Consider the following 26,618-nt stretch of genomic DNA (forward strand, 5'->3'; position numbering starts at 1 on the left):
CGTCCCACGCACAAGGGGACGCCATGTCCAGCTTCACCCCCACCGATCACACCCTGATGGCGCAGGCCCTGCGGCTGGCGGAGCGCGGCCTGTTCACCACCCAGCCGAATCCGCGCGTGGGTTGCGTGATCGCCCATGGCGACACGGTGGTGGGCGAGGGCTTTCACCCGCGCGCCGGCGAGCCGCATGCCGAAGTGTTCGCGCTGCGCGCCGCCGGTGAACGCGCCCGCGGCGCCACCGCCTACGTCACCCTGGAACCCTGCGCCCACCATGGCCGCACGCCGCCCTGCGCGGATGCGCTGGTGGCCGCCGGCGTGGCGCGCGTGGTGGTGGCGGCCGAGGATCCGTTCCCGCAGGTGGCCGGCCGCGGCATCGGCAAGCTGCGCGATGCCGGCATCGCGGTCGAACTCGGCCTGATACGCGAGGCTGCGCGCGAATTGAACGTCGGCTTTTTCAGCCGCATCGAGCGTGGACGCCCGTGGGTGCGCGTGAAGCTGGCGATGAGTCTGGATGGCCGCACCGCGCTGGCCAACGGCGCATCGAAGTGGATCACCGGCGAAGCCGCGCGCGCCGACGTGCAGCGCTGGCGCGCGCGCAGCTCGGCCATCCTGGCCGGCAGCGGCACCGTGCTGGCGGACGATCCGCGCCTCACCGCGCGCATCGGCGCACCGTTCGCGCCGCCGCTGCGCGTGGTGCTGGACCGCAGCCTGCGCACGCCGGCCGGCAGCCACGTGCTGGACGGCAGCGCGCCGACCCTGCTGCTGCATGCGGAAGGCGCCGTGGTGCCGGCGCATCTGCAGAACGTGGATCTGGCCCCCGTGCCGGCAGCCGACGGCGGCCTGGACCTGTCCGCCGCCCTGGCCCTGCTCGCCGCGCGCGGCTGCAACGAGGTGCATGTCGAAGCGGGCCCCACCTTGTGCGGCGCGCTGCTCGCGGCGGGCCTGGCGGACGAGCTGCTGCTCTATGTCGCGCCAATGCTGCTGGGCGACAGCGCGCGTCCGCTGCTGCACCTGCCCACGCTGCAGGACATGGGCGCGCGCTGGAACCTGCGCGTGCAGGACCAGCGCATGCTGGGCCAGGACCTGCGCCTGCGCCTGCGTCCGGCGCGCGATTGACCGCTGCGCGATTGACCCTGCGGGAGCTCGCGCCCAGAATCGCCGGCCAGTACGGCGCCGAGGCGCCCAGCAAGTCTTTCCAGGAGTGCGCTGCATGCTCACCGCGGCGGAGCGCGAACAGTTCCATAGCCAGGGTTATCTGATCCGCGACGCCTTGAGCGCGGACGACGTCGCGCGCTACGTCGGCGGCGTGGAACGCGCCCGCGCCGAACGCGGCGAGCGCGGCCGCATGATGAACCTGCAGTTCCTGCAGCCGGGCAAGGACGTGCGCGCGATCCAGGACGTGATCTGCCATCCGGCCCTGCGCGCCATCGCGGCGGACCTGCTCGGCGACGGCATCGTGATCGACGGCGCTTCGCTGTTCTACGCCGATGCGGGCGTGGACTACCGCCAGGGCTGGCACCGCGACCTGATGCAGGTGCCGGACGAGCAGATCGACCCGCGCTGGTTCAGCGACGCGTACCGCTACAACTACGTGCAGGTGAATATCCCGCTCACCTGCGACCCCTGCCTGTGGATCGTGCCCGGCAGCCATCGCCGCCCGTACGACGAAGCGGAGCGGCGCATCTTCGGCGGCGATCCGCGCATCGCGCCGGTCGACGCGCAGCCGGAACTGGCGCAGGGCGTGCAGCTGGTGCTGCAGCCCGGGCAGGCGGTGTTCTACAACAACTACGCCGTGCATCGCGGCTATGCCGGCGTGCTGCGGCAGCGGCGCATCACCATCCACCTGGGCTTCCATTCCAGCGCGCATGCGCCGACCTGCCACTTCGGCGTGCTCGACCATCGCCAGTACACGCCGGATTACCTGGCGAGCCTGGCGCCGGATGTGCGCGCCGCCTTGGAAGCGCATATCGCCGAACGCGCGCGCCACCCGGAAGTGGACCAGTACCACGCCTGGCACCAGCAATTCATCAGCAAGGAATTCGAGATCCGATGAGCAGCGAAGCGCGTGTGATCCGTTGGGGCATCATCGGCTGCGGCAACGTCACCGAGGTCAAGAGCGGCCCCGGTTTTCAGCAGGCGCCGCATTCCGCGCTGGTGGCGGTGATGCGGCGCGATGGCGCCAAGGCCAGGGATTATGCGCAGCGCCACGGCGTGCCGCGCTGGTATGACGATGCGGCGGCGCTGATAGCCGATCCGGAAGTGGATGCGGTCTATGTCGCCACACCGCCGTCGACGCACAAGCAGTACGCGCTGATGAGCATCGCCGCGGGCAAGCCGGTGTATGTGGAAAAGCCGATGGCGCTGGATCACGCGGAGTGCGAGGCGATCCTGCGCGCCGGTGCGGAAGCGAAAGTGCCGGTGTTCGTCGCCTATTACCGCCGCATGCTGCCGCGCTTCCACCGGGTGCGCGAGCTGCTGTTCGGCGAGCAGGCCATCGGCGTGCCGCGCGTGGTCAACACCGTGCTGTACGAGCCGCACCATCCGCGCTACCACGACGGCGCGAACCTGCCCTGGCACGTGGTGCCTTCGATTTCCGGCGGTGGCGTGTTCATGGATATCGGCTGCCACACGCTGGACATCCTCGATTGGCTGTTCGGGCCGATCGTGTCGGCGGAAGGGCGCGCGGGCAACCAGCTGGGCGCGTATCCGCCGGAGGATACGGTGGCGATGTCGTTCGCCTTCGACAGCGGCGTGCTGGGCACGGGGCTGTGGAATTTCGACAGCTACAAGCACCACGACTGCATCGAGGTGATCGGCGACAAGGGCAGCATGCGCTTTGCCACCTTCGGCGACGGGCCGATCGTGGTGGAGACGAAGGAGGGCGTGCGCGAGTATCGCGTAGCGAATCCTGCGCATATCCAGCAACCGTTGATCGAGACGATCGTGCGGGAGCTGCGGGGGGAGAAAGGCGTGTGTCCGTCGACTGCCGAGAGCGGCGCGCGCACGACGTGGGTGATGGATCAGGTGTTGCGGGCGTATCGGCGGAAGACGGGGCAGTCGATCGGCGAGTAGCGCCCCCCATTGAGCGGCGTAGGTTGGGGTGAGCGCAGCGAACCCCAACATCGGCACGGCTGACGGTGGTGCATGTTGGGGTTCGCTGCGCTCACCCCAACCTACGTCTCATTTCGCGAAATCGATCGCAATCTTGCCGAAGTGCTTCCCTCCGGCCATCTCCTCGAACGCCTCGCGCAACTCCCCAAACCCATATACCGCATCGACCACCGGCTCCAGCCGCATCGCCTCCAGCGCCCGCACCATCCGCTCGTGCTCCTCCAGCGAGGCGACGGAAATCCCCTGCAGATGCACGCGCTTGAGAATCGCCGGCACCAGCGGCAGCGCCGCCTCGCGGCCGCCCATGAAACCGACGATGCCGATAAAGCCATGCATCGCCACCGCGTCCACCGACTGCGCGAACGTCGACGCGCCCACCGTTTCGATCACCGCATCCACGCCGCGCCCGCCATTGGCTTCGCGCACCGCCGCGCCCCACTCCGGTAGCTTCGCGTAGTTGATGCCGATATCGGCGCCCAGCGCCTTGGCGCGCTCCAGCTTCTCGTCGCTGGACGACAGCAGGATCGCCTTCGCCCCGCGCGCTTTCGCCAGCTGCAGCGCGAACAGCGACACGCCGCCGGTGCCGAGCAGCAGCACGCTCTGCCCGGTGGTGAGCCGGGCCTGCTCCAGCGCCGTCCATGCGGTAAGCGCGGCGATCGGCAGCGTGGCCGCCTGCACGGCGCTCATATGCGCGGGCGCATGGGCCAGCGCATAGGCGTCGTAGCAGGCCAGCTCGCGCATCGCGCCGGGGCCGGGGCCGCCCAGGTCCGCGCCTTCCCATTCGGGCCGCATGCCGCCGGCCAGCCAGCGCGCCTTGTAGAAGGTGCTGACGCGATCGCCCGGCTTGAAGCGGGTGACGCCTTCGCCGACCTCCAGCACGGTGCCGGCACCGTCGGACACCGGCGTCATCGGCAGCGCCACGTCGCGGTAGAGCTGGCCGTTGACCATCAGGTGGTCGCGGAAGTTGAGCGAGGCCGCTTCCATCTTCACCAGCACCTGGCCGGGGCCGGGGTGCGGGGCGGGCTGGTCGACGATGGCGAGATGCTCGGTGCCGAACTGGTTGAGCTGGTAGGCGCGCATGGCGGGCTCCTGGATGGGGAATGGGTGATGGGTGATGGGTGCCATGGTGGGCCGCGGACGCAGTGGCGATAATCCATCGATATCGCATATCTTTTGTTCGTCCCATGAATCAATCCTTCGAGCTCACCCCGAACCGCCTGCGCGAGCTGCGCGGCTTCGCCATCGCGGCGCGGCTGCTGAACTTCTCGCGCGCGGCGCACGAGGCCGGCTGCACGCCGTCGGTGCTGAGCCGGCGCATCGCGGCGCTGGAGCAGGCCGTAGGCGGCAAGCTGTTCCTGCGCACCACGCGGCGGGTGACGCTGACGCCGCGCGGCGAGCAGCTGCTGGCGCATTGCGAGCGGCTGGACGCGGTGATGCTGGCGATGGCGGCGGAACTGCGGCCGCGGGGCGGCGAGCCGGCGGGTCGCCTGTGCGTGCATCTGCCGGGTTCGTACGGGCGGCTGCGGGTGGCGCCGGTGCTGGCGCGCTTCATGGCCAGGCATCCGCAGATCCGCATCGAGGCCGTATACGACGACGCTTATGCGGACCTGGTCGCCGGCCGCATCGACCTGGCCCTGCGCGTGGGCCGCCTGGCCGATGCGCAGCTGGTGGCGCGGCGCGTGGGCAGCATGCGCCGCTATCTGTGCGCGGCGCCGGGGTATCTGGCCTCCGCGCCGGCGCTGGCCGATCCGGCCGGGCTGAAAGCGCACCGCTGCGTCGCCTTCAGCGGGCTGCGCACCGGCACGCTGTGGCAGTTCAGCCAGGGCCGCCGCCGCCGCTCGGTGCGCATCGACCCGGTGCTGACCTGCAACGATTCCATGGCCACCCGCGATGCGCTGCTGGCCGGCGTGGGCATCGGCATCCAGGGCGACTACATGGCCGACCCGCTGGTGGAACGCGGCAAGCTGGTGCGCGTGCTGCCGGAGTGGGAACTGAGCACCTCGCCGATCCAGCTGGTCTGGCTGCCGGGCGCGGACCGGGCGCCCGCACTGCGCGCATTGATCGATTTCCTGTCGTCCGAACTCTAGGTTGCCTCCGAAAAGCGCACGCAGCGTGCGCCACGGGAAACGCCGGCCGGTGCTAGACTTCCGCGGCCGGGGCGACCCGGCGACAACCATTACGACGTCTTCAGGGCGGGGTGCGATTCCCCACCGGCGGTAGGTGGACGAGGCCTGCGAGGGTCTCCGAGACGAGCCCGCGAGCGCTTCCGCTCCCAGTGCGGAAGGTCAGCAGATCCGGTCCGATGCCGGAGCCGACGGTCGGGGATTTCCTGCTTTTTTGCAGCGGCATCTCCGGAAAGTCCGGATGAGAGAAGACGGTACGGCGTGCGCCCTCGCGGTGTGCGCCTGCCATGCGCCTTGGGGCGTTTTTCGCTGACCTTCGATGCGGGAAACGTTTCATGAAAAACCTCGACCGTTCCAACGCCGCCTCCGTGCCGGAGGTGCGCTGATGTTCACCGGGATCATCCAGAGCGTGGGCCGCATCGCGCGGCTCGAACCGCGCGGCGGCGACGTGCGCCTGTATGTCGACACCGCCCAACTCGATCTCGCCGACGTGCAGCTGGGCGACAGCATCGCCGTCTCCGGCGTCTGCCTCACGGCCGTCACGCTGGAACCGCGCGGCTTCAGCGCGGACGTCTCCAACGAGACCCTGTCGCTCACCACCCTGGGCAAGCTCAAGGCCAGCGACCCGGTGAACCTGGAAAAGGCGCTGCGCCTGGCCGACCGCCTCGGCGGGCACCTGGTCTCCGGCCACGTCGACGGCGTGGGCAAGGTGGTCTCGATCGCGCCCGACGGCCGCTCGCAGCGCTGGACCTTCGAAGTGCCGGCCAACCTGGCGCGCTATATCGCCGCCAAGGGCTCGATCTGCATCGAAGGCACCAGCCTCACCGTGAACGAGGTCGACGGGCTGCGTTTCGGCGTGAACCTTATCCCCCACACGGTGGAACACACGGTATTCCACGCGCGCCGCCCGGGCGATGCGGTGAACCTGGAGGTGGACGTGGTGGCGCGCTATGTGGAAAGGCTGATGGGCGGCGGCGGTGGATCGCCGCGGCTGGATGAGGATTTCCTCAAGAAGCACGGCTTCGCTTGAGGCTTAAGCCCCTCTCCCTCCGGGAGAGGGGTTGGGGTGAGGGTACGGGCGGAGCGCAAGAGTGATGTGCACCGCTCCGGCCGAACCCTCATCCGGCTGCCGCCACCTTCTCCCGGAGGGAGAAAGGTTTGCCCTTGCAGGTTGCGGCAATAACAAATTTCACTGAGATCTCTTTAATGGCTTTCAACACCATCCCCGAAATCCTCCAAGACATCCGCGCCGGCCGCATGGTCGTGATCCTCGACGACGAGGACCGCGAGAACGAAGGCGACCTGATCATGGCCGCGCAGATGGTGCGGCCGGAGGACATCAACTTCATGGTGCGCGAGGCGCGCGGCCTGGTCTGCCTCACGCTGACCGAGCAGCGCACGCGCCAGCTCGGCCTGCGCCCGATGGTCAGCGACAACACCTCGCCGTACCACACCAACTTCACCGTCTCGATCGAGGCGGCCGAAGGCGTCACGACCGGCATTTCGGCGCACGACCGCGCGCGCACCATCCAGGTGGCGGTGAAGTCGGATGCCAGGCCGCAGGATCTGTCGCAGCCCGGCCATATCTTCCCGCTCACCGCGCAGCCGGGCGGCGTGCTGACGCGTGCCGGCCATACCGAGGCGGGCTGCGATCTCGCCGCGCTCGCAGGGCTGGAGCCGTCGGCGGTGCTGATCGAGATCCTGCACGAGGACGGCTCGATGGCGCGCCGGCCGGAGCTGGAAGTATTCGCGCAGAAGCACGGCCTGAAGATCGGCACCATCGCCGACCTGATCCGCTACCGCCTGGAAACCGAGAAGACGGTGCAGCGCGTGCACGAGGAACAGGTGGACACCGAGTTCGGTCCGTTCCATCTGGTCGCCTACCGCGATGCCATCCACCACGGCCTGCATTTCGCGCTGACCCGCGGCAAGGTCGACGACGGCGCGCCGGTGCTGACGCGCGTGCACGTGCGCAACACGCTGTCCGACGTGCTGCATCTGCAGCGCGACGACCTGGGCCTGACGGTGACCTCCGCGCTGCGCCGCATCGCCGACGAAGGCCGCGGCGTGCTGCTGGTGCTGTCCGGCGAGGACACCGCCGACGCCCTGCTGCGCCGCCTCAACCGCCAGCCCTCGGCGCAGGCGCCGGAAGAAGCGCAGCAGCAGGAATGGCGCCAGCTGGGCCTGGGTGCGCAGATGCTGGCGGACCTGGGCGTGCAGCGCCTGCGCGTGCTGGGTACGCCGCGCAAGCTGGTCGGCCTGGGCGGCTTCGGGCTGGAGGTGGTCGAGCACGTGTGATCCGCCGCGCGCCCGGGCGCCGCCCTCTGGCGGCCAGGGCGCGCGCGGCATACTGCCGGCTTCGCTCAACTCCTTAACCGACGCCATGACTTCGATCCGCCTGATCGCTCCCTCCGGCTACCCCCACGACCGCGCCGCCATGCAGCGCGGCGTGGCGCGCCTGCACGCCGCCGGCTGCACGTTGGACGGCCTCGAAGCCCTCGAGCGCACCGAGCTGCGCTACGCGGGTTCCGACGCGCAGCGCGCGGCCGAGCTCAATGCGCTGGCCCATGCGGACACGCTGCCGGAGATCGTGCTCGCCATCCGCGGCGGCTACGGCGCCACGCGCCTGCTGGAGCAGCTGGACTACGGCGCGCTGCGCGAGCGCCTGGCCGGCAGCGCCACCGTGCTGGTCGGGCATAGCGACTTCACCGCGCTGCAGCTGGCGCTCTACACCCGGTGCGGATTGCTGACTTTCGGCGGCCCCATGCTGGGGCCGGATTTCGGCGCGCCGGAACTGAACCCGCTGATGTGGGAACACTTCTGGCGCACGGTGGCCGCGCCGCGGTCGACCGCGGCCTGGTCCACGTCCACCGAGGGCGAGCTGGACGTGGCAGGCCCGCTGTGGGGCGGCAATCTCGCCGTGCTGTGCAGCCTGCTGGGCACGCCGTATTTCCCGCGCATCGACGGTGGCATCCTGTTCGTCGAGGACGTGGGCGAGCCGCCGTACCGGATCGAGCGCCTGCTGTACCAGCTGCACCTGGCCGGCGTGCTGGACCGCCAGCGCGCCTTGGTGCTGGGCCATTTCACCCATTGCCGCCCGGCCGCCTACGACAACGGCTACGACGTCCCCGCCGCGTTCGAGCAGATCGGCCGGGTGGCGCGCGTGCCGGTGGTGCGTGGGCTGCCGTTCGGCCACGAGCCGGACAAGTTCACCCTGCCGTTCGGCGCCGCGGCCCGCCTGCGCGTGGCCGGCGGCTCGGCCGAGCTGTCGTTCGGCGCCTATCCCCACCTGGCCGGGCCCCAGCCGCGGCCGGATCCGGGCACGCTGCCCCAAATCCCGTAAAATGACCGGCCCACATGGGCCGCACGCCCCAGGAAACGCATACCCATGAACATCATCGAAGGCGATTTCTCCACGCCCAAGGGCCGCTTTGCCATCGTCGCCGGCCGCTTCAACGGCTTCGTGGTCGAGGCCCTGGTGGCCGGCGCGCGCGACGCCCTGGTGCGCCACGGCGTGCAGGACGAGGCGATCGACCTGGTCCGCGTGCCGGGCGCCTGGGAGATCGCGCTGGCCGGCCACAAGCTGGCCCATTCCGGCAAGTACGCCGCCGTCATCGCGCTGGGCGCGGTGATCCGCGGTTCCACCCCGCACTTCGACTTCGTCGCCGGCGAATGCGCCAAGGGCCTGGCCGGCGCGGCCTACGGTTCCGGCGTGCCGGTGTCGTTCGGCGTGCTGACCACCGACAGCATCGAGCAGGCGATCGAGCGCTCCGGCACCAAGGCCGGCAACAAGGGCGCCGACGCCGCCATCGCCGCGCTGGAGATGGTCAACCTGTACGGAAAGCTGTGATGAGCCCGCGTCCCGACGGCATCGACCTGGCCGCGCGCTCGCGCGCCCGCCGCCGCGCGCTGCAGGCGCTGTACGCCTGGCAGGTCAGCGGCAGCGGCATGAATGCGGTGATCCAGCAGTTCCAGCACGAGCAGGACATGGAAGTGGCCGACCTCGATTACTTCGAGGACCTGCTGCACGGCGTGGAGCGCAACCTCGCCGCCATCGACGAGAGCCTGAAGCCCTACGTCGACCGCGAGATCGAGCAGATCGACCCGATCGAGCGCGCCGCGCTGCGCATGGCCGCCTACGAGCTGAAGTACCGCCCGGACGTGCCGTACCGCGTGATCATCAACGAGGCGATCGAAGTGACCAAGCGCTTCGGTGCCGACCACGGCCACAGCTACGTCAACGGCGTGCTGGACAAGCTGGCCATGCAGCTGCGCGCGGTGGAGAAGAAAGGCTGATGGCCGCCGCGCCGGCCCATGACGTGCCGGTGCTGGAAACCGCGCGGCTGCGGCTGCGCGGCCATCGCCCGGACGACCACGCCGCCTGCGCGGCGGTGTGGGGCGATGCGGAGGTCACGCGTTTTCTCGGCGGGCGTGCGTTTACCAGCGAGGAAGTCTGGCGGCGCATGCTGTCGTGGCGCGGGCTGTGGAGCATGCTCGGCTACGGCTTCTGGGCGGTGGAAGAGAAGGACGGCGGGCGCTATGTCGGCGATATCGGTTTTGCCGATTTCCGCCGCGAGCTCGATCCTTCGCTGCGCGGCATGCTGGAATTCGGCTGGATCCTGGCGCCGTCGGCGCATGGCAAGGGTTATGCGAGCGAGGCGGTGGCGGCGGCCACGGCGTGGGCGGCGGAGCAGCTGCCCGGGATGCGCTCGGTGTGCATCATTGCGCCGGGGAATCTGGCGTCGATCCGAGTTGCCGAGAGAGCTGGATTCCGCGAATGGAAGCGCAGCGTTTATCACGGTGAGCCGACGATTGTGTTCAGGCGCGAAGGGTAAGAGCGGGGTTTTTCGGGCGTGGAGGTTTCGCTTCGCCCGGCCCCTCACCCCAGCCCTCTCCCCGGAGGGGAGAGGGGGTACATTGAGGTGATCGTGAGGGTGAGCTTCCCAGTTCGAACTCTTCTCCCCGCCGGGGAGAAGATGCCGGCAGGCAGATGAGGGGCCGGGCGAAGCAAGACGCTACTTGCTCGCCCCACACTCCTTCCGCCCATTGTCCGCAATCCCCGCGATCAACCACTTCCCGTTCTGCTTCACCAGATGCGCGATATCCGTCCCGCAATGGTCGACCTTGCCGTCGACCAGGAACTCATACGGCGCCCAGATGATCGCGATGTTGTCGTCGATCTTCACCAGCGGATCGTGGATGCGCTCTTCCAGCTTCTGCGTGCCGGTGGCGGGAATGTGCTCGATGAACGCGTCGTAGTGCAGCTGCTGGGTCTTGTCGGCGCGGGTGAGCGTGATCATGCCGCCGGGCAGCAGGGCGGAGCGCATCATGTCGTGGTCGCGCTTGCCGATGCCGTCGAGTAGGGTCTGGAACGGGGCGAGCACGGCTTTCTCTTCGGGAGTCGCGGCGTGTACCGGGGCCATGGCCAGCACGGCGCAGGCAGCGAGGAACAGCGAGGATCGGCGGACGTGCATGAACGGACCTCCGTGGGCTGTAGTCCGCCGATTCTAGCCACGCATGCCGCGGCCGCCCGCATGACTGGCGGCAGGGGCGGCGCTTGCATGTGGCCCGACCTTGCATGACGCGTCCACGGATGGTCTGCTTGCCGCTGTCGCCCGCCGCAGGAACGCCATGGAATTCCGCCTGATCGACCGCATCCGCGAGCGCACCGCGCAGGGGCGCGACGACGTGCGCTTAGGCATCGGCGACGATGCCGCGCTGCTGGCCGTGCCCGAAGGGCAGGAGCTGGCGGTGGCGATCGATACCATGGTCGAGGGCGTGCATTTTCCGCGCGATACCGCGCCGGCGGACTTGGGCTGGAAAGCCTTGGCGGTGAATCTTTCCGATCTGGCCGCGATGGGCGCCACGCCCGCGTGGGCCTTGCTCGCCTTGACGCTGCCGCGCAGCGGCGCGGCGGAGGCGCGGCAGCGTTTCGTCGACGCATTCGCCGAAGGCTTCGCGCAGCTGGCGCAGCCGCACCGGCTGGCGCTGGTGGGCGGCGATACCACCGGCGGCCCGCTCACGATCAGCGTGGCGGTGCATGGCTTCGTGCCGCCGGGCAAGGCCTTGCGCCGCGCGGGAGCGAAGCCGGGCGACGTGGTGATGGTCACCGGCACGCTCGGCGACGCCGCGGCAGGGTTGCATCTGCTGCAGCGTGGCGGCGTGGACGGTGCGCAGGCGGCGTATCTGGTGGAGCGATTGCATCGACCCACGCCGCGGATAGCCGCGGGCCTGGCGTTGCGCGAACGGGCCAGCGCATGCCTGGACGTATCCGATGGCCTGGTCGCGGATCTCGGCCATATCTGCGCATCCAGCGGCGTCGGCGCGGAAATCGAAAGCGCGTTGCTGCCGCGTTCGCCAGCCTTGCTCGACCTGTTCGACGACGCCTCCGCCCGCGACTTCGCGCTGAGCGGCGGCGACGACTACGAACTTTGCTTCACCGTGCCCGCCGCGCGCGCCGCCGAAGTGCAGGCCGATCTCGCGCGCCTGGGCTGCGGCGCGGCGCGCATCGGCCGCATCGTGGAAGGCAAGGGCGTGCGGGTGCGCACGGAAGACGGCACCTGGCTGGAACCGGCGCACCAGGGCTGGGATCATTTCGCCGCATGAGCGACAAAAAAATCCTTACCCCCGAACAGCGCCGCGTGCTGACGTCTTCCTTCGCCGGCTGGATCGCCTGCGGCTTCGGCTCCGGCCTGGCGCCCAAGGCGCAGGGCACCTTCGGTTCGCTGGCGGCGCTGCTGCCGTGGCTGCTGCTGCGCCATCTGCCGCTGCCGCTGTATGCGCTGGTGATCGTGCTGGCCTTCGCGCTGGGCGTATGGGCCTGCAATGTCGCCGGGCGCGCGCTGGGCGTGGACGATCATCGCAGCCTGGTGTGGGACGAATTCGTCGGGCAATGGATCGCCCTGGTGCCGGCCTTGTTCGCGCCATGGTGGGCGGTGCTGGCGGGCTTCGTGCTGTTCCGCCTGTTCGACGTGGCCAAGCCCTGGCCGATCGGCTGGCTGGACCGCCGCCTGAAGGGCGGTCTCGGGGTGATGGTCGACGACGCGGTGGCGGGCGTGTTCGCCGCCATCGTGCTCGGCGTCGGGCTAAGCCTTACCGCCTGGGGCTGACCCACATGGTGATGACGGCGCGGAACACGGCTTCGCCGTTCGCATCGGCCACCGTCACCCGCACCGGATAATCCGCCGCTTCGCTGCCTATTTCAGGCGCCACCGGTTCGGCGATGCCGACCACATCGGTAGTCGCCTTCTTCAGGTATTCCACCGTCATGCCCTTGGGGATCCAGCGGTGTGTCGGCGGGATCGTCACTTCGGTCATGGTGCCGCCGGCCAGCTCCGCCAGGTTGCACATCGCGATGGCGTGCACCGTGCCGATATGGTTGAGCACCGCGCGCCGCTTGGCGATGCGGATGCGGCAATAGCCGGGGCGCAGTTCCTCGAAGCGCGGCTTGATGCTGCCGAAGTACGGCGCCTTCAGGCAGATCAGGCGCGAGAACAGCCAGGCGCCGCCGGGGCGGGCGGAGAGCTTCTGCCAGATCGCGAGCGGGCTGCGAGGGTGGCTCATGGGCAAGGTCTCGTGGCGGAGGCGCGGCGATTATTGCGCAGCGCCGGGTGATTGCATCGTATCCAGGCGCAGGTTGCGCTGCAGATAGCTTTGCAGCTCGGCGCTGCGCGTAGCGTCCGCGCGGCCGCCGAGCGGACCTTGCAGCGCGGTCTCCAGCAGATACAGCGTGGCCAGGCGCGCCATCGGCGCTTCGAGCTGGTGGCCGGAGTCCGGATCGACCAGCAGGCTGACCGGCTTGCCCAGCGCCTTGAGCGAGGCCGCATAGCTGGCGACGCTGCGGACCGGCACCCGTTCGTCCTTGGCGCCGGCGATCAGCACCAGCGGCTGCGCGATGCGTTGCGGCATGCGCGCGGGCGCCTGCTCGCGCAGGCGCGCCAGGGTGGCCGCATCGTTGGCGTGCAACGCGGCCAGTTCTTCCGCTACCGGCACGGTGGCATCTTGCACCGGGTTGTCGGCAATCGTTTCAAACGCCAGCGCAAGATCGGGTGGTGAGGCCATGCCCATGCCGACGCGAAAGCGCGCGCTGTCGTAGGTGAGCCCGAGCAGGGTGGCGAAGCCGCCGTAGGAATGGCCGGTGATGGCTTGCCGCGCGGCATCGCCGACGCCGTGCGCGAGCAGCCAGTCCATGCCGTCGAGCATGTCGCGATAGACGCGGCCGTGCGCATAGTCGCCCCTGGCCGCGAACAGATAGGCGCGGCCGTAGCCGGTGGACGTGCGGTAGTTCGGTTCGAACACCGCATAGCCGCGATTGACCAGGAACTGCGTGAGCATGTCGTAGCCGGGCCGTGTCTGCGCCTTGGGGCCGCCGTGCGGGCGCAGCACCAGCGGCAGCTTTGCCGCATCGCGTCCCGGCGGCAGGCTGAGAAAGCCGTACAGGCGCATGCCGTCGCTGGCGCGCCAGCTGACGGCGATGCGTTGGGCCAGCATGCTCTCGGGAAGCCTGCGCGAAGGAGCCTGCTGGTCTTCGGCAATGCCGCTCAGTGCATCGGCGCCGGGAAGCTTGCGTGGATCGAGCAGCCAGTAGCGTTCGCGTTGCAGGCGGTCGCTGCGCTCGGTGACGAGGATCAGGCCGTTGTTGGCGACGTCCAGGTCCAGGTTGGCGTTGGCGAAGCGCCGGTCTAGCCAGGCTACCGGCGCGCGCAGGGCGGGATCGACGGCATAGACGTGGTGGCGGTCGGTGTCGTACGCGGCCAGCAGCACTTGCGCGGAGCGCGGATCGAGCAGGGCGTCGGCGAGATCGGCGATGCCTTCGGGGTCGGCATGCAAGGTCTGCGTGGCATGTGTCGCCGGGTCGATGGCGACCAGTTGCTGCAGATTGGCGTCGCCGCCGCGCATCACCAGGCGGCCATCGTCGCGCACCGCCAGCGGCGTGCAGCGGATCAGCGCGCCGCAGTGCTGGAACAGTTGCCATCGGCCATCGCGCCGCTGCAGCAGATCGCGGCCGCCCTTGCCGGCGGTGCCGATGAAACGCGCCTGGCCCTGGCGGTCGAAGGCCACGTCGGTGGGAGCGGCATCGCCTTCGTACAGCAGTTCGTCCGCCCCATCGATGCGTTTGCGCAGCAGGCGGAAGCGGTGGCTCGCCGGATCTTTGTCCCGCAGCAAGTAACGCGCGGGCAACAGCGGATCGGCACCCAAGAAGGCTTGCCCGCGCGCTTCGTCCAGCGCCGCCAGCAGGCGCGCTTCGCCGCCATCCAGCGGCAGCGCGGCGATGCGGCTGCGCTGTTCGATCAGCAGCCAGCGGCCGTCGCTGCTCCAGTCCAGCGAGGTGGCCTGGATGGCGGCGAGCGCCTGCCTGCGTTCGCCGCTGGCGGTGTCGAGCAGCCACAGGCTGGTGCGCTCCGGCTGCACCCACAGCCATGCCAGGTGTCTGCCGTCGGGCGCCAGGCGCATGGCGCGCACGCCGGTGCGGGTCTGGAAATCGTCGCGCGGCAGCAGCGGTGCGGCGGCCGCGCGTTCTGAGGCGGTGACGCGGGAGCGGAAGGTATCGTCGCCGCGCGCCGCCGCGGTGAGCGTCAGCAGCACCAGGGCGAGCGAGGCCGCCGCCCTCCGGGAGGTCGGTTGCTTGCGCATGTCGTTTCTCGAAAAGGCACCGGCGGTGCCGGTGCGTGGAGGATCAGGCGGTGGTGTGCAGCACCGTCATGCCGCGTTTGCGCGGCTGCACGGCGGGCGGATAAAGCAACAGGAAGCTCAGCAGCCCGGGCAGGCCGGTGACGCCGTTGGCAAGGATCCACAGCAGGCGTTCGCGCGGACGCAGGCCGGCGCGCCTGGCCTGCCACGCGGTGATCAGCATGCAGGCGACGGCCAATGCCGCGATGGCGAGCCAGACCGCGCGCGGCAGGCCTTCGGCATCGCCCGAGACGATCCAGCCCAGGCGGTACTGCAGCGCGTACCACAACGGCGTCACCACCCAGCCGAGGTGGCGGAACAGCAGCGGGTAATCGCGGCCGATTTCGCGCCGGGCGAGCGCTTCGACGCGGCCATCCTCGTGCAGGCGGAATACCGATTGCCAGGCGGGCACGTCCTGGTGATAGCTCTGGCGGCCGTGCAGCAGCGAAACCAGATAGCCGTCCAGAAGCTCGGCGGCATCGATGCGGCCCATATTGTCGATGGCGCCGTCCAGCGGCAGCGTGTGGAGGTCCTTGACCTGGCTGGTGCCGGCGAGGAATTCGCTGTCGTTGTAGACGTGCAGGCGGCGCGAACCCAGTACCAGCACGCGCGTGCCGAGCTTGCGCGGCGCGGCGGTGAAGTACTCGTCCTCCGGCAGCGCGATGCGCAGGTGCACGCTCTGGTCGATCGCGTTGAACTGGTACAGGCGGTGCGGCGTGACCAGGTAGCGTTCGTCGAACACCAGCGGCGGCTGTTCGAAACGGTCCGCCGCGGCGGCCGCGCCCTGCACGATGCCGCGCCGGCCGAGCCAGCCGGCGTCTTTGCGCGTGGCCAGGTCCACGCCATGGAACAGGCCGCGGTCATGGCTGAAGCTCCAGCGCAGGTGCCGGGTGGCGTCGTCGAATTCGAGCGGCATCGGGCTGGTCAGCTGCCCGTAGCGCGGATAATCCGCGGCGCCCGGCCCCCACGCGGCCTGTTCCGCCACGCCGGCCTGTTCGCGCAGCAGGGCGAAGCGCGCGTCGTTGCCGAGCCCCGCCCGCAGCAGCGCGGCGCTGTCGGCGCGTTCGGCTTCCGCATAGCCGCCGGCGGGAGGAATGCCGTTCAAGGGATGGCGCCCCAGTGCCATCAGGCCGAACTCCACGCCCAGCGTCAGCACCCAGTACAGCGCGAACGACAGGCCGACCTGCATCACCAGCACGATCGCCACGCGCGCCGCCGCGGCGCGCGGCAGGCTGGTCAGGTCCGGATGGAACAAGGTCAGCAGCAGGCCGGCCGCGAGCAGCACTGCCAGCAGCTGCACCGCCAGTGCGCCGCCGCCGCTGGCCGGCACGGCCAGGCTCAGCAGGGGCAGGCACAGCAGCAGCGCCATGCCGCGGCGCGGCGCGAGCATGGCGCAGGCGCCGCATAGATAGACGCCGAAGGCGATGGCCCAGGCGCACAGCGGCAGCAGCCAATGGCGCGTGTCGACGATGCGCGCGGAGAACAGCGCCACGCCGCCGATGTCCAGCAGCAGCGGCAGCGCGACGGCGATGAACAGCAGCACCGCCGCGGCGCCGGCCAGCGCCATGGCGATGCGCGCCGGATGCAGCGGGCGATGCAGCAGATACACCCAGGCGCCCGGCTTGCGGTGCTGGCTCATCTGATACGCGGCCAGCAGCAGGCCAGTAAAGGCGAACACCAGCGCGGCCACGCGATAGACCAGCAGCGGCTGCTGCAGCAGGTCGACCAGCCGCGTCATGAAGGCCAGCAGCAACAGGTGCAGCACGCCGTAGAGCAAGCCCGCCTTGAGGAAGCGGCCGAGTTCGGCTTTGAAGAGTTCGTTCACGAGGGGTTCCTTCAGGCCGCCGGGGCGATATGGTTCTTGGCCAGGAAGCCGTTGACCGCGCTGTCCAGGCTGACTGGCATGCTTTGCACGTAGCGCGCGCCCTGCGCACGCAGGAAGGCGCCGAAGTCCTCTGCCTGGTCGAGCACCGTGTAGTGGTAGAGCTGGTCGATCTTCTGCGCCAGCAGCAGGCCGGGAACGTCGGCATGGTCGGGTGCGCGGAACGGGATGTCGGCCACCCAGTGGCGGATGCGTTCGCAGAAATCCTCCGGCGAGGACATGTGCCGCAGCTCGCCGCGCTCGAGGATGATCAGGTTGTCCGCCAGGCGTTCGATCTCTTCCATCTGGTGCGAGCAGTAGATGACGGTGCAGTGCTCGGTGGCATTGGAATCCAGCAGCGCCTGCAGGAACGCGCGTTTGGCCACAACGTCCAGGCCCAGCGTGGGTTCGTCCAGGATCAGCAGCTCCGGCGACTGCGCCAGGGCCAGGGCGAGATTGAGGCCGGCGCGTTCGCCACGCGACAGTTGCGAAATTTTCTGGTGGGGCAGCACGTGGTAGTGGCCGAGCACGTGGCGGTACATCGCTTCGTTCCAGCGCGGGTAGTGGCGTCGCTGCATGGCGGTCACCGCTTCGGCGCTCATCCAGCCGGGCAGGGTGTGTTCTTCGTTGACGAAGCCGATGCGGCCGCGGTGTTCGGGCGTCAGCGCCTGGCTGTCGCGGCCGAGCACGCGCGAGGCGCCGTCGCTGGGCGGCAGGAAGCCCAGCAGTACGCGGAACAGCGTGGACTTGCCGGCGCCATTGGCGCCGACGATGGCGTGGATGCGTCCGCGCGGCACGCGCAGGCTCAAGGCGTTGAGCGCGCGCTTGCGGCCGAAGCTGCGGCTGAGCTGCTCGGTTTCGATGACGTAGTCGCTCATGGCGGGGCCTCAGGCGCTCTTGCGCGTGGCGAGCGCGCGCAGTTCGTCGCCCAGCCGCGCCAGCACGGTGTCGGCGGGGTAGTCGAGCGAGACCACGTCGTGCACGAAACGCTGGATGGCGTCGTCGAGGCGGCGCTCGCGTTCGCGCGGGCTCAGCCGCTGGCGCGGCGTGGCCACGAACAGGCCCAGGCCGGGGCGCGATTCCAGCCAGCCTTCGGCGGTGAGCTCGGCGTAGGCCTTGGCCACCGTGTTGGGATTGATGGTGAGCTGCTGCGCCAGGCCGCGCACGCTGGGCAGCTGCCAGCCGGGGGTGAGTTCGCCGGTGGCCACTTTCAGGCGCACGGCGTCGACGATCTGCTTGCTGATGGGGCGCACGTCGCCGGTGGCGATGTCGATCATCAAGGCTTGCTGGCGGGCCATCGGTGGCTCCTGACTGTACTGTGTGTACTAGTACAGTAGGAACGAAACAATTCCGCTGTCAATAGGCCGGTTGGACGCTGCACGGGCGAGTTGGCATGCTCGCGCGGTTCGCTTTCCCCAAGGAGCTTCCCCATGCAATACCGTCGTCTCGGCAAAAGCGGCCTGCAGCTGTCGGCCTTGTCCTTCGGCGCCTGGGTCACCTTCGGCCAGCAGGTGGGGCGTTCGCTGGCGCGCGACATGCTGGCGATGGCGCACGACCACGGCGTGAATTTCTTCGACAACGCCGAGGTGTACAACCACGGTGTGGCGGAGACGCTGATGGGCGACGTGCTGGCGGATCTGCGCTTTCCGCGCGACAGCTATTGCGTGTCGAGCAAGGTGTTCTTCGGCGCGCGGGCGAATCCCGCGCCGACCCAGCGCGGGCTGTCGCGCAAGCACGTGCTCGAAGCCTGCCACCAGGCGCTGCAGCGGCTGCGCGTGGATCACCTGGACCTGTACTTCTGCCATCGCCCCGATCCGGATACGCCGGTGGAGGAAACCGTCGCCGCGATGGACACCCTGGTGCGCCAGGGCAAGGTGCTCTACTGGGGCACCAGCGAATGGCCGGCCGCGCTGATCGCCGAGGCGCACCGCGTGGCGCGCGAGAACCACATGTATGCACCCACGATGGAGCAGCCCGAATACAACCTGCTGCACCGCGAGCGGGTGGAGCAGGAATACGCGCCGCTGTACCGCGACTTCGGCATGGGCACCACGATCTGGTCGCCGCTGGCCTCGGGCCTGCTCACCGGCAAGTACAACGATGGCGTGCCGAACGACGCGCGCCTGGCCCAGCCCGGCTACGAATGGCTGCGCCAGGCGGTGCTGGAGCAGGGCGGCGAGCGCATCGCCAAGGTGCGGCGGCTGGCGCCGATCGCCACCGAGCTCGGCGTGAGCCAGGCGCAGCTCGCGATCGGCTGGTGCCTGGTCAATCCGCACGTGTCCACGGTGATGCTGGGCGCCAGCCGACTGGAACAGCTGGAACACAACCTCGACGTGCTGCGCCTGCTGCCGCGGCTGACGCCGGATGTGCTGGCGCGGATCGAGCAGGCGGTGGCCTGAGCGGCGCGGGGCAGGGCGCGGCGTTCTGCCCCGGCCGGATTCACACTTCGGCCGTTGACAGGTAAATGAGAACGATTATCATCAACTCCGCCTCTGACCAACGCGGAGCCTGCCCATGTCCACCACCGCCGTACTGCCCACCCCCGCCGACCTGCTGTCGCGCCCGCTCGGCTTGCTGCGCCTGAAGCCCCAGGCGGTGACGCCGGAACCCGGCGCACGCCGCATCTCCAGCCAGAACCTGCTGGCCGGCGAGCGCGAACTGGTGATCACCCACCAGGGCAGCGAGTACCACCTGCGGCTCACCCGCAACGACAAGCTGATCCTCACCAAGTAAGCCCGCACGTCCGGCGCCTCGCCGGTTTTCCCTTCAGGCCTATCGCCAGCGCCGCGTTGCCCTCCCCGCAGCGCGCCAGCCGGGTCTCCTCTTTCCAGGAGCGCGCCATGTTCGGCTGGCTGGCCCATACCCTTGCCGCGGTCTGTCCGCATTCGCAGGCGCCGTCCTGCCCGCCGCGCTGGCTGCGCGTGGCCCCCGCCGCGCTGGCCGCGCGCCTGCCATTGCTCGGCACCGTGCTGTATCTGCCGATGCGCGGCGATGCCTCGCCCGACCACCCCGCGCGCGGCTGGCTGGCCGAAGGCGAAGACCTCGCCCCGCTGCTGCATACCCAATGGCTGCTCGCCTCCTGCGTGATCGGCGCCGACGGCCCGCGCGAATGGCTGGAATGCGTGGACGCCGCCGGCCGCCTGCGCGCTCGCCTGCATCTGCTGCCGGATACCGACTACCTGGCCTGGGACGTGCTGCTGTCCGCCGCCGTGCCGGCCGGCGCCCCCGCGTTCCGCCGCGTGCAGCGGCCGTTCCGCGCCGCGGGCGCGCGCCTGCTGCATTTCACGCAGCGGCGCCTGGGCAATATGGACGTGCTGGGCGGCAGGGACGCCGCGCAACTCTCCGCGCTCGGCCGCGACATCGCCCAGGAAGTGCTGCGCGCCGAGGCGCTGTAGGTTCGTCCGTCCGCGGCGTCCGGACACTTGTCCGCCTGTCCGTCGATCTGTCCGCGGACAGCCTGCCTCTCGCACACGCCGTCGCCAACTCACTGATAAACAAACCGAATCGATCGCCTGAGCGGTTGGCATAGCGCTTGCTGATACAGGTCCAGGGGCCACTCATGTCCGTGGCCTTAGGACCGATCATGATTCGCGATACCTCCGCTCAAGACCGCCTGGTCGAGGTCAAGCCCAGCCGCAAGCGCCGGCTGGTCTTCATCGGTGCCGGCGTGGCCGCCGTGGCCGTGCTGGCCCTGGTGCTGCCGCAGGCCAGCCGCCTGTTTTCCGCCGACGCCTCGGTCAGCGGCTCGCGCCTTGCCTTCGGCACGGTCGAGCGCGGGCTGTTCGTGCGCGACATCGCCGCCGAGGGCAAGGTGGTGGCGGCGGTCAGCCCGACGCTGTACGCCACTTCCGGCGGCGCGGTCACCTTGAAGGTGCACGCCGGCGACGTGGTGAAGCAGGGCCAGGTGCTGGCCACCATCGTCAGCCCCGAACTCACCAACAAGCTGGCGCAGGAACAGAGCGCGGCCGACGCGATGGAAGTCGACTTCCTGCGTTCGCAGATCGACGCCAAGAAGAAGCGCGGCGAACTGCAGAAAGCGTTCGACAACGCGCAGATCGACCAGACCAGCGCGCAGCGCGACCTGCAGCGCTACCAGAAGGCGTTCTCGCAGGGCGCGGTGCCCAGCATGAACGTGGACAAGGCCAAGGACGACGTCGAGAAGGCGCGCATCACCGTCGAGCACGCCAAGGCCGACCTCGCCAACGATGGCGCCAGCCTGGACTTCGACATCAAGTCCAAGAAGCTCGCCCACGACCGCCAGGTGCTGCTGGTGAAGGACCTGCAGCGCCAGGTCGACGAACTCAACGTGAAGTCGCCGGTGGACGGCCAGGTCGGCCAGCTGTTCATCGCCGAACGCGCCACCGTGGCCAAGGACGCGCAGCTGCTCAGCGTGATCGACCTGAGCAGGCTGGAAGTGGAAATGAAGGTGCCGGAAAGCTTCGCCCGCGATCTCGGCATCGGCATGGGCGGCGAGATCAGCGGCAACGGCAATACCTGGAAGGGCCTGGTCAGCGCCATTTCGCCCGAAGTGGTGAACGGCGAAGTGGCCGCCCGCCTGCGCTTCGACGGCGACACGCCCAAGCAGCTGCGCCAGAACCAGCGCCTGTCCGTGCGCATCCTGCTGGACCGCCGCGACAACGTGCTGGCGGTGCAGCGCGGCTCCTTCGTCGACGAATCCGGCGGCGCCTACGCCTACATCGTGCACGACGGCATCGCCGAGAAGCACCCGATCCGCGTCGGCGCCAGCAGCATCGACAAGGTGGAGATCCTGGACGGCCTGAAGGAAGGCGACCGCATCGTGATTTCCGGTACCGACAGCTTCAAGAACGCGGCGCGCGTCGCCATCAGCCGCTGATTGCGAGGGAATCGGGAATCGGGAATAGGAAATAGTGAAGAGCCCAAAGCTCGCCGCGACGTCCACACCGATTCTCTATTCCCTGTTCCCTATTCCCTGGCCCGAAGGAGCCATTCCATGCTCAAGATGACCCACCTGTCCAAGGTCTACCGCACCGAAGTGGTGGAGACCTACGCGCTGCGCGACTTCAACATCGACGTGAAGGAAGGCGAGTTCGTCGCGGTGACCGGCCCGTCCGGCTCCGGCAAGACCACCTTCCTCACCATCGCGGGCCTGCTGGAAACCTTCACTGGCGGCGAGTACCACCTGGACGGCGTGGAGGTGAGCAACCTCAACGACAACGCGCGCTCCAAGATCCGCAACGAGAAGATCGGCTTCATCTTCCAGGCCTTCAACCTGATCCCCGACCTCAACGTGTTCGACAACGTCGAAGTGCCGCTGCGCTATCGCGGCATGAAGGCGCCGGAACGCAAGCAGCGCATCATGGACGCGCTGGAGCGCGTGGGCCTGGCTTCGCGCGCCAAGCACTACCCGGCCGAACTGTCCGGCGGCCAGCAGCAGCGCGTGGCGATCGCGCGCGCGCTGGCCGGCTCGCCGCGCCTGCTGCTCGCCGACGAACCGACCGGCAACCTCGATACGCAGATGGCCCGCGGCGTGATGGAGCTGCTGGAAGAGATCCACCGCGAGGGCGCCACCATCGTGATGGTCACCCACGATCCGGAACTGGCCACCCGCGCCCAGCGCAACGTGCACGTGATCGACGGCCAGGTGGTGGATCTGGCGGAAGACCCGCGCTTCCACCAGCACCAGTCGCGCGCTGGCGCGCCGGCGTAAAGCTTTTTGAAGCCCCTCTCCCCTCCGGGGAGAGGGGTTGGGGTGAGGGGACGGGCGGAGCGGTGAAGGATCGACCTGAAGCAGGTCGCGCTTTGTAGAGCCTTTCCCGCAAGCCCCGCCCCTCATCCGCCTGCCGGCACCTTCTCCCCGGAGGGGAGAAGGGATCGGAACCCGGACACTGCATCACTCATCGGACGCCTCCATGTTCGCCTACTACTTCCAGCTCGGCCTGCGCAGTCTCCGCAAGAACCCGTTGCTCACCGCGCTGATGGTGATGGCGATCGGTTTCGGCGTGGCGGCGTCGATGACCACCTACTCGGTGTTCCGCGCCACCTCCAATAACCCCATTCCGCACAAGTCCTCGCAGCTCTACGTGCCGCAGATCGACAACTGGGGGCCGGAAGACGCGCAGCAGAACCAGGGCGAACCGCCGCGCGCGATGAGCTACACCGACGCCATCGGCCTGATGCGCGACCGCAAGGCAGCGCGCCAGACCGCGCTGTACCCGGCCGGCCTGTCCATCGTGCCGGCCGACGCCAGCCAGCTGCCGTTCCGCGAGAACACCTACGGCGTGTACGCCGACGCGTTCCCGATGTTCGACATCCCGTTCAAGTACGGCCGCGGCTGGACCCAGGCCGACGACGACGCGCACGCGCAGGTCGCGGTGATCGGCCAGCAGCTCAACGAGAAGCTGTTCCGCGGCGAGAACAGCGTCGGCCGCGAGATCAACCTCGACGGCCGCGCTTACCGCATCGTCGGCGTGATGGATCACTGGGATCCGCAGCCGCTGTTCTTCGACGCGGTGAACACCGGCGGCTTCGACGACCCGACCCAGCTGTTCGTGCCGTTCACCCGCATGATCGAGCTGAAGGTCAGCACCAACGGCAACAACAACTGCAACAAGGACCCCGGCACCGGCTGGGACAACTGGCTGCATTCCGAATGCATCTGGCTGGGCTTCTGGGCGGAACTGCCGACCAAGGCCGAGGCCGATGCCTACCGCAACTATCTCAACGGCTACTCCGCCGAGCAGCAGCGCGCCGGCCGCTTCAAGTGGGCGCCGAACACCCGCCTGCGCAACGTGGTGGAGTGGCTGGACTACCAGAAGGTGGTGCCGCCGGAGGCGAAGATCTCGCTGCTGGTCGCGCTGGGCTTCCTGGTGATCTGCCTGGTCAACACCATCGGCCTGCTGCTGGCGAAGTTCCTGCGCCGCTCCTCCGAGATCGGCGTGCGCCGCGCCCTGGGCGCCTCGCGCAAGGAGATCTACACGCAGTTCCTGATGGAAGCGGGCGCGGTCGGCCTGGCCGGCGGCGTGCTCGGCCTGCTGCTCACCGGCGTCGGCGTGTACGGCATCTCGCTGATCTTCGACCCGCAGGTGGCGCGCCTGGCCAAGCTCGATTTCCCGCTGGTGCTGCTGACCATGCTGGTGGCGATCCTGGCCACGGTGATCGCGGCGTTCTATCCGACCTGGCGCGCCGCTCAGGTGCAGCCGGCGTGGCAGCTCAAGTCCAACTAATCCAAGTCCAATTGAACCAAGCCCAATTGACCCAAGGCGACGACCATGCTGCAGATCAAGCCCATTCTCGCCGCCCTGAAGCGGCACAAGGCCGGCACCTTGCTGATCGCGATGCAGATCGCGCTCACCCTGGCCATCGTGTGCAACGCGCTGTTCATCATCCAGCAGCGCGTGGACCGCATTTCGCGGCCCACCGGCATGGACGAGAACAATGTGCTGGCGATCCAGAACCGCTGGGTCTCGGTGGACGGCAAGGACACCGCGCCGCTGATCAAGGCCGACGTGCAGGCGCTGCGCCAGACCTCCGGCGTGCAGGATGCCTTCGCCACCAACTCGTTCCCGCTGCGCGGCGGCGGCTGGTCCACCGGAGTGAACCTGGCGCCGAAGAACGAAGGCAAGTCGGCGGCGCAGACCACGCTGTACTTCGTCGACGAACATGCGCTGGCCACCTACGGCGCGCAGCTGATCGCCGGCCGCAACTTCACCGCGGACGAAGTGATCACCGCCGACCCGAAGGACATCAAGTCCACGCCGCAGGTGATCATCACCAAGGCGCTGGCCGACAAGCTGTATCCGAAGGGCGATGCGCTGGGCAAGCAGCTGTATCTCGGCGGCAAGGACATCCCGCCCAGCACCATCATCGGCATCGTGGCGCGCCTGCAGGTGCCGTGGAACGGTACCTGGTCCGACAACTTCAACGACAACGCCATGCTGCTGCCGGTGCAGCTGACCAGCAACTACACCATCTACCTGATCCGCGCCAAGCCGGGCCAGCTGGCCGACGTGGTGAAGAGCGCGCCGGCCACCTTGCTCAAGACCAGCCGCATGCGCGTGATCTCCGGCGAGCGCGCCGTGCGCACCTACGACCAGGTGCGCGGCGATGCCTACAAGAACGACCGCGGCATGGCGATCCTGATGGGCGTGATCTGCGTGATCCTGCTGGCCATCACCGCCGCCGGCATCGTCGGCCTGACCAGCTTCTGGGTCGGCCAGCGCCGCAAGCAGATCGGCGTGCGCCGCGCGCTGGGCGCGACCAAGCGCGACATCCTCAGCTACTTCCTCACCGAGAACCTGATGATCGGCGTGGCCGGCGTGGTGATCGGCGTGGGCCTGGCGATCGGCATGAACCTGTGGATGGTCTCGCAGTTCGAGATGGCGCGCCTGTCGGTGCTCTACGTGGTGGTCGGCGTGGTAGCCCTGCTGCTGCTCGGCCAGGCCGCGGTGCTGGCGCCGGCGATGCGCGCGGCCAAGGTGCCGCCGGTGGAGGCCACGCGCTCCGTGTGAGCGCGTGGACCCTGAAGCTTCCCCTGCAGAGAGAATCATGAGCGGAATGTTTGCCCACAACCTGCGGCTCGGCGCGCGCAGCCTGCGCAAGAACCCGGTGCTGACCGCACTGATGGTGATGGCGATCGGCTTCGGCGTGGCGGCGTCGATGATCACCTACGCGGTGTTCCGCGCCGTGTCGGGCGATCCGATTCCGCAGAAGTCCTCGCGGCTGTTCGTGCCGATGATCGACAACCGCGGGCCGCAGTACAACAACGCCGGCGAGCCGCCGGATGCGCTCAACTACACCGACGCCGTGGCGCTGATGAAGGCGCACCAGGCGAAGCGGCAGACGGTGCTGTTCGCGGTGCGCCTGTCGGTGATGCCGGAGGACGCGCAGAAGGCGCCGTTCAAGGTGCCGGGCTATGCGGCCACGGGCGATTTCTTCCCGATGTTCGACGTTCCGTTCCAGTACGGCTCGGGGTGGAGCGCCGCGGACGACGAAGCGCATGCCCCGGTGATCGTGATCAGCCGCAGCCTCAACCAGAAGCTGTTCGGCGGCGCCAACAGCGTGGGCCGGGAGATCGTGCTGGACGACCAGCAGTACCGCATCGTGGGCGTCGCCGATCAGTGGGATCCCAAGCCGCGCTTCTTCGACATGTTCAGCGGCAACGCCTATTCCGAGCCGTCGCAGGTCTACGTTCCGTTCAACCGGGCGATGGACCTGAAGATCGAGACCGCCGGCAACAACAACTGCGGCGGTGGCGGCAAGCGCGGCGACGACCGCGAAGGCTGGCTGCATGGCCAGTGCGTCTGGATCAGTCCCTGGGTCGAGCTCGACGGCGCGGCCGACGTGGCGCGCTACCGGCAGTTCCTGACCTCGTATGCGGACGACCAGCGCCGCGCCGGACGCTTCAACTGGGCGCCGAACGTGCGCCTGCGCGATGTGCTCAGCTGGCTCGGGTACAAGCATGCGGTGCCGCCGGAAAGCCGCATCGCGCTGGTGGTGGCGGTGGGCTTCTTCGTGATCTGCCTGGTCAACACCATCGGCCTGCTGCTGGCGAAGTTCATGCGCCGTTCGTCGGAGATCGGCGTGCGCCGCGCGCTGGGTGCTTCGCGCGGGGACATCTATCGGCAGTTCCTCGCCGAGGCCGGCATGGTCGGCCTCGCCGGCGGCCTGCTCGGCGTGGTGCTCACCGGCGTGGGCATGCTGGGCGTGGGCCTGGTCTTCGCGCCGGAGATCGCCCACCTGGCGCGGCTGGACGTGTCGCTGGTGTCGCTGGCCCTGCTGGTGGCGATCGCCGCGACGGTGCTGGCCGCGTTCTATCCGACCTGGCGGGCTGCGCAGGTGCAGCCCGCCTGGCAGCTGAAGTCCAACTGAGGCGGG

At 69.1% G+C, this 26,618-nt stretch carries 27 protein-coding genes and 1 riboswitch; of the genes, 20 read left to right on the plus strand and 7 right to left on the minus strand.

Annotated features, from left to right (window positions below; translation table 11 throughout):
- The first annotated feature begins 23 nt into the window (after positions 1 to 23).
- From ribD to FHW85_RS09955, 3 genes are all read left to right on the plus strand, one after another.
- Entirely contained in the window at positions 24 to 1,115 is a 1,092-nt protein-coding gene (gene ribD / locus FHW85_RS09945) for a bifunctional diaminohydroxyphosphoribosylaminopyrimidine deaminase/5-amino-6-(5-phosphoribosylamino)uracil reductase RibD (RefSeq protein ID WP_343203685.1), read from the plus strand.
- A gap of 94 nt (positions 1,116 to 1,209) precedes the next feature.
- Positions 1,210 to 2,052, plus strand: coding sequence for a phytanoyl-CoA dioxygenase family protein (locus tag FHW85_RS09950; protein WP_168648127.1), 843 nt, complete (start codon positions 1,210 to 1,212; stop codon positions 2,050 to 2,052).
- Positions 2,049 to 3,071 (plus strand): Gfo/Idh/MocA family oxidoreductase, encoded by a 1,023-nt coding sequence (locus FHW85_RS09955; protein ID WP_168648128.1) that lies wholly within the window; start codon positions 2,049 to 2,051, stop codon positions 3,069 to 3,071. The genes FHW85_RS09950 and FHW85_RS09955 overlap by 4 nt, the downstream gene beginning before the upstream one ends.
- A gap of 108 nt (positions 3,072 to 3,179) precedes the next feature.
- Here the strand turns inward: FHW85_RS09955 and FHW85_RS09960 are convergent, their stop codons facing one another.
- Entirely contained in the window at positions 3,180 to 4,190 is a 1,011-nt protein-coding gene (locus tag FHW85_RS09960) for an NAD(P)-dependent alcohol dehydrogenase (protein ID WP_168648129.1), read from the minus strand.
- Positions 4,191 to 4,294: 104 nt separating this feature from the next.
- Between FHW85_RS09960 and FHW85_RS09965 the strand changes: the two genes are divergently transcribed.
- The 7 genes from FHW85_RS09965 to FHW85_RS09995 all read left to right on the plus strand — a co-directional run bounded on the left by FHW85_RS09965 (position 4,295) and on the right by FHW85_RS09995 (position 10,068).
- The gene (locus FHW85_RS09965) at positions 4,295 to 5,197 is read left to right on the plus strand and encodes a LysR family transcriptional regulator (RefSeq protein ID WP_167252358.1); all 903 of its coding nucleotides are present in this window, start codon (positions 4,295 to 4,297) and stop codon (positions 5,195 to 5,197) included.
- Positions 5,198 to 5,289: 92 nt separating this feature from the next.
- Positions 5,290 to 5,490, plus strand: a riboswitch (FMN riboswitch).
- Positions 5,491 to 5,618: 128 nt separating this feature from the next.
- Positions 5,619 to 6,263: a riboflavin synthase gene (locus tag FHW85_RS09970; RefSeq protein ID WP_168648130.1), complete on the plus strand. Its 645-nt coding sequence runs from the start codon at positions 5,619 to 5,621 to the stop codon at positions 6,261 to 6,263.
- Positions 6,264 to 6,439: 176 nt separating this feature from the next.
- The gene (gene ribBA / locus FHW85_RS09975) at positions 6,440 to 7,531 is read left to right on the plus strand and encodes a bifunctional 3,4-dihydroxy-2-butanone-4-phosphate synthase/GTP cyclohydrolase II (RefSeq protein WP_168648131.1); all 1,092 of its coding nucleotides are present in this window, start codon (positions 6,440 to 6,442) and stop codon (positions 7,529 to 7,531) included.
- An 85-nt stretch (positions 7,532 to 7,616) separates the two neighbouring features.
- Positions 7,617 to 8,576, plus strand: a complete 960-nt coding sequence (ldcA, locus tag FHW85_RS09980; RefSeq protein WP_168648132.1) for a muramoyltetrapeptide carboxypeptidase — start codon at positions 7,617 to 7,619, stop codon at positions 8,574 to 8,576.
- A gap of 39 nt (positions 8,577 to 8,615) precedes the next feature.
- On the plus strand, positions 8,616 to 9,083 hold the full coding sequence (ribE, locus tag FHW85_RS09985) for a 6,7-dimethyl-8-ribityllumazine synthase (RefSeq protein WP_331279766.1): 468 nt from the start codon (positions 8,616 to 8,618) through the stop codon (positions 9,081 to 9,083).
- Complete coding sequence (gene nusB, locus FHW85_RS09990) at positions 9,083 to 9,529, plus strand: transcription antitermination factor NusB (protein WP_167252353.1); 447 nt, start codon at positions 9,083 to 9,085, stop codon at positions 9,527 to 9,529. The genes ribE and nusB overlap by 1 nt, the downstream gene beginning before the upstream one ends.
- Entirely contained in the window at positions 9,529 to 10,068 is a 540-nt protein-coding gene (locus FHW85_RS09995) for a GNAT family N-acetyltransferase (RefSeq protein ID WP_167252352.1), read from the plus strand. The genes nusB and FHW85_RS09995 overlap by 1 nt, the downstream gene beginning before the upstream one ends.
- 180 nt (positions 10,069 to 10,248) lie before the next feature.
- Here FHW85_RS09995 and FHW85_RS10000 read toward each other — a convergent pair whose 3' ends face one another.
- Positions 10,249 to 10,707, minus strand: coding sequence for a nuclear transport factor 2 family protein (locus FHW85_RS10000; protein WP_167252351.1), 459 nt, complete (start codon positions 10,705 to 10,707; stop codon positions 10,249 to 10,251).
- 157 nt (positions 10,708 to 10,864) lie between these two features.
- On the opposite strand from FHW85_RS10000, the gene thiL reads away from it, so the two are divergent.
- Together thiL and FHW85_RS10010 are read left to right on the plus strand one after the other, a co-directional pair.
- On the plus strand, positions 10,865 to 11,839 hold the full coding sequence (gene thiL / locus FHW85_RS10005; protein ID WP_168648133.1) for a thiamine-phosphate kinase: 975 nt from the start codon (positions 10,865 to 10,867) through the stop codon (positions 11,837 to 11,839).
- Entirely contained in the window at positions 11,836 to 12,342 is a 507-nt protein-coding gene (locus FHW85_RS10010; protein ID WP_168648134.1) for a phosphatidylglycerophosphatase A, read from the plus strand. The genes thiL and FHW85_RS10010 overlap by 4 nt, the downstream gene beginning before the upstream one ends.
- Here the strand turns inward: FHW85_RS10010 and FHW85_RS10015 are convergent.
- From FHW85_RS10015 to FHW85_RS10035, 5 genes are read right to left on the minus strand one after another with little or no spacing between them, the layout of a single operon-like run.
- Entirely contained in the window at positions 12,326 to 12,796 is a 471-nt protein-coding gene (locus tag FHW85_RS10015) for a hotdog fold domain-containing protein (RefSeq protein WP_168648135.1), read from the minus strand. The genes FHW85_RS10010 and FHW85_RS10015 overlap by 17 nt on opposite strands.
- A 30-nt stretch (positions 12,797 to 12,826) precedes the next feature.
- Positions 12,827 to 14,866 (minus strand): prolyl oligopeptidase family serine peptidase, encoded by a 2,040-nt coding sequence (locus FHW85_RS10020; protein WP_168648136.1) that lies wholly within the window; start codon positions 14,864 to 14,866, stop codon positions 12,827 to 12,829.
- Positions 14,867 to 14,909: 43 nt separating this feature from the next.
- The gene (locus tag FHW85_RS10025) at positions 14,910 to 16,727 is read right to left on the minus strand and encodes a hypothetical protein (protein WP_168648137.1); all 1,818 of its coding nucleotides are present in this window, start codon (positions 16,725 to 16,727) and stop codon (positions 14,910 to 14,912) included.
- An 11-nt stretch (positions 16,728 to 16,738) separates the two neighbouring features.
- On the minus strand, positions 16,739 to 17,641 hold the full coding sequence (locus tag FHW85_RS10030; RefSeq protein ID WP_167252345.1) for an ABC transporter ATP-binding protein: 903 nt from the start codon (positions 17,639 to 17,641) through the stop codon (positions 16,739 to 16,741).
- A 9-nt stretch (positions 17,642 to 17,650) separates the two neighbouring features.
- Positions 17,651 to 18,061 (minus strand): GntR family transcriptional regulator, encoded by a 411-nt coding sequence (locus FHW85_RS10035; protein WP_167252344.1) that lies wholly within the window; start codon positions 18,059 to 18,061, stop codon positions 17,651 to 17,653.
- Between the two features lie 132 nt (positions 18,062 to 18,193).
- Between FHW85_RS10035 and FHW85_RS10040 the strand changes: the two genes are divergently transcribed.
- The 8 genes from FHW85_RS10040 to FHW85_RS10075 all read left to right on the plus strand — a co-directional run bounded on the left by FHW85_RS10040 (position 18,194) and on the right by FHW85_RS10075 (position 26,612).
- A complete protein-coding gene (locus tag FHW85_RS10040; RefSeq protein WP_167252343.1) occupies positions 18,194 to 19,162 on the plus strand; it encodes an aldo/keto reductase in 969 nt (322 codons plus the stop codon).
- A gap of 115 nt (positions 19,163 to 19,277) precedes the next feature.
- Entirely contained in the window at positions 19,278 to 19,496 is a 219-nt protein-coding gene (locus FHW85_RS10045) for a hemin uptake protein HemP (protein WP_243867809.1), read from the plus strand.
- Between the two features lie 107 nt (positions 19,497 to 19,603).
- Positions 19,604 to 20,158: a hypothetical protein gene (locus tag FHW85_RS10050; protein WP_167252342.1), complete on the plus strand. Its 555-nt coding sequence runs from the start codon at positions 19,604 to 19,606 to the stop codon at positions 20,156 to 20,158.
- Positions 20,159 to 20,346: 188 nt separating this feature from the next.
- Positions 20,347 to 21,618 carry an efflux RND transporter periplasmic adaptor subunit gene (locus tag FHW85_RS10055; RefSeq protein WP_168648138.1) on the plus strand — a complete coding sequence of 424 codons (1,272 nt, stop codon included), beginning with the start codon at positions 20,347 to 20,349 and terminating at the stop codon, positions 21,616 to 21,618.
- 117 nt (positions 21,619 to 21,735) lie between these two features.
- Entirely contained in the window at positions 21,736 to 22,452 is a 717-nt protein-coding gene (locus FHW85_RS10060) for an ABC transporter ATP-binding protein (protein WP_168648139.1), read from the plus strand.
- Positions 22,453 to 22,654: 202 nt separating this feature from the next.
- The gene (locus FHW85_RS10065) at positions 22,655 to 23,968 is read left to right on the plus strand and encodes an ABC transporter permease (protein ID WP_167252339.1); all 1,314 of its coding nucleotides are present in this window, start codon (positions 22,655 to 22,657) and stop codon (positions 23,966 to 23,968) included.
- A 45-nt stretch (positions 23,969 to 24,013) separates the two neighbouring features.
- The gene (locus FHW85_RS10070) at positions 24,014 to 25,252 is read left to right on the plus strand and encodes an FtsX-like permease family protein (protein WP_210427749.1); all 1,239 of its coding nucleotides are present in this window, start codon (positions 24,014 to 24,016) and stop codon (positions 25,250 to 25,252) included.
- Positions 25,253 to 25,298: 46 nt separating this feature from the next.
- On the plus strand, positions 25,299 to 26,612 hold the full coding sequence (locus FHW85_RS10075; protein WP_167252731.1) for an ABC transporter permease: 1,314 nt from the start codon (positions 25,299 to 25,301) through the stop codon (positions 26,610 to 26,612).
- Positions 26,613 to 26,618 lie beyond the last annotated feature (6 nt).

This window comes from Dyella sp. SG609, assembly GCF_012275375.1.
Classification (GTDB): Bacteria; Pseudomonadota; Gammaproteobacteria; order Xanthomonadales; family Rhodanobacteraceae; genus Dyella_D; species Dyella_D marensis.

Coding starts and splice junctions, on each gene's coding strand:
- ribD (WP_343203685.1), top strand. CDS start 24: ATGTCCAGCTTCACCCCCACCGATCACACCCTGATGGCGCAGGCCCTG.
- FHW85_RS09950 (WP_168648127.1), top strand. CDS start 1,210: ATGCTCACCGCGGCGGAGCGCGAACAGTTCCATAGCCAGGGTTATCTG.
- FHW85_RS09955 (WP_168648128.1), top strand. CDS start 2,049: ATGAGCAGCGAAGCGCGTGTGATCCGTTGGGGCATCATCGGCTGCGGC.
- FHW85_RS09960 (WP_168648129.1), bottom strand. CDS start 4,190: ATGCGCGCCTACCAGCTCAACCAGTTCGGCACCGAGCATCTCGCCATC.
- FHW85_RS09965 (WP_167252358.1), top strand. CDS start 4,295: ATGAATCAATCCTTCGAGCTCACCCCGAACCGCCTGCGCGAGCTGCGC.
- FHW85_RS09970 (WP_168648130.1), top strand. CDS start 5,619: ATGTTCACCGGGATCATCCAGAGCGTGGGCCGCATCGCGCGGCTCGAA.
- ribBA (WP_168648131.1), top strand. CDS start 6,440: ATGGCTTTCAACACCATCCCCGAAATCCTCCAAGACATCCGCGCCGGC.
- ldcA (WP_168648132.1), top strand. CDS start 7,617: ATGACTTCGATCCGCCTGATCGCTCCCTCCGGCTACCCCCACGACCGC.
- nusB (WP_167252353.1), top strand. CDS start 9,083: ATGAGCCCGCGTCCCGACGGCATCGACCTGGCCGCGCGCTCGCGCGCC.
- FHW85_RS09995 (WP_167252352.1), top strand. CDS start 9,529: ATGGCCGCCGCGCCGGCCCATGACGTGCCGGTGCTGGAAACCGCGCGG.
- FHW85_RS10000 (WP_167252351.1), bottom strand. CDS start 10,707: ATGCACGTCCGCCGATCCTCGCTGTTCCTCGCTGCCTGCGCCGTGCTG.
- thiL (WP_168648133.1), top strand. CDS start 10,865: ATGGAATTCCGCCTGATCGACCGCATCCGCGAGCGCACCGCGCAGGGG.
- FHW85_RS10010 (WP_168648134.1), top strand. CDS start 11,836: ATGAGCGACAAAAAAATCCTTACCCCCGAACAGCGCCGCGTGCTGACG.
- FHW85_RS10015 (WP_168648135.1), bottom strand. CDS start 12,796: ATGAGCCACCCTCGCAGCCCGCTCGCGATCTGGCAGAAGCTCTCCGCC.
- FHW85_RS10020 (WP_168648136.1), bottom strand. CDS start 14,866: ATGCGCAAGCAACCGACCTCCCGGAGGGCGGCGGCCTCGCTCGCCCTG.
- FHW85_RS10030 (WP_167252345.1), bottom strand. CDS start 17,641: ATGAGCGACTACGTCATCGAAACCGAGCAGCTCAGCCGCAGCTTCGGC.
- FHW85_RS10035 (WP_167252344.1), bottom strand. CDS start 18,061: ATGGCCCGCCAGCAAGCCTTGATGATCGACATCGCCACCGGCGACGTG.
- FHW85_RS10040 (WP_167252343.1), top strand. CDS start 18,194: ATGCAATACCGTCGTCTCGGCAAAAGCGGCCTGCAGCTGTCGGCCTTG.
- FHW85_RS10045 (WP_243867809.1), top strand. CDS start 19,278: ATGTCCACCACCGCCGTACTGCCCACCCCCGCCGACCTGCTGTCGCGC.
- FHW85_RS10050 (WP_167252342.1), top strand. CDS start 19,604: ATGTTCGGCTGGCTGGCCCATACCCTTGCCGCGGTCTGTCCGCATTCG.
- FHW85_RS10055 (WP_168648138.1), top strand. CDS start 20,347: ATGATTCGCGATACCTCCGCTCAAGACCGCCTGGTCGAGGTCAAGCCC.
- FHW85_RS10060 (WP_168648139.1), top strand. CDS start 21,736: ATGCTCAAGATGACCCACCTGTCCAAGGTCTACCGCACCGAAGTGGTG.
- FHW85_RS10065 (WP_167252339.1), top strand. CDS start 22,655: ATGTTCGCCTACTACTTCCAGCTCGGCCTGCGCAGTCTCCGCAAGAAC.
- FHW85_RS10070 (WP_210427749.1), top strand. CDS start 24,014: ATGCTGCAGATCAAGCCCATTCTCGCCGCCCTGAAGCGGCACAAGGCC.
- FHW85_RS10075 (WP_167252731.1), top strand. CDS start 25,299: ATGTTTGCCCACAACCTGCGGCTCGGCGCGCGCAGCCTGCGCAAGAAC.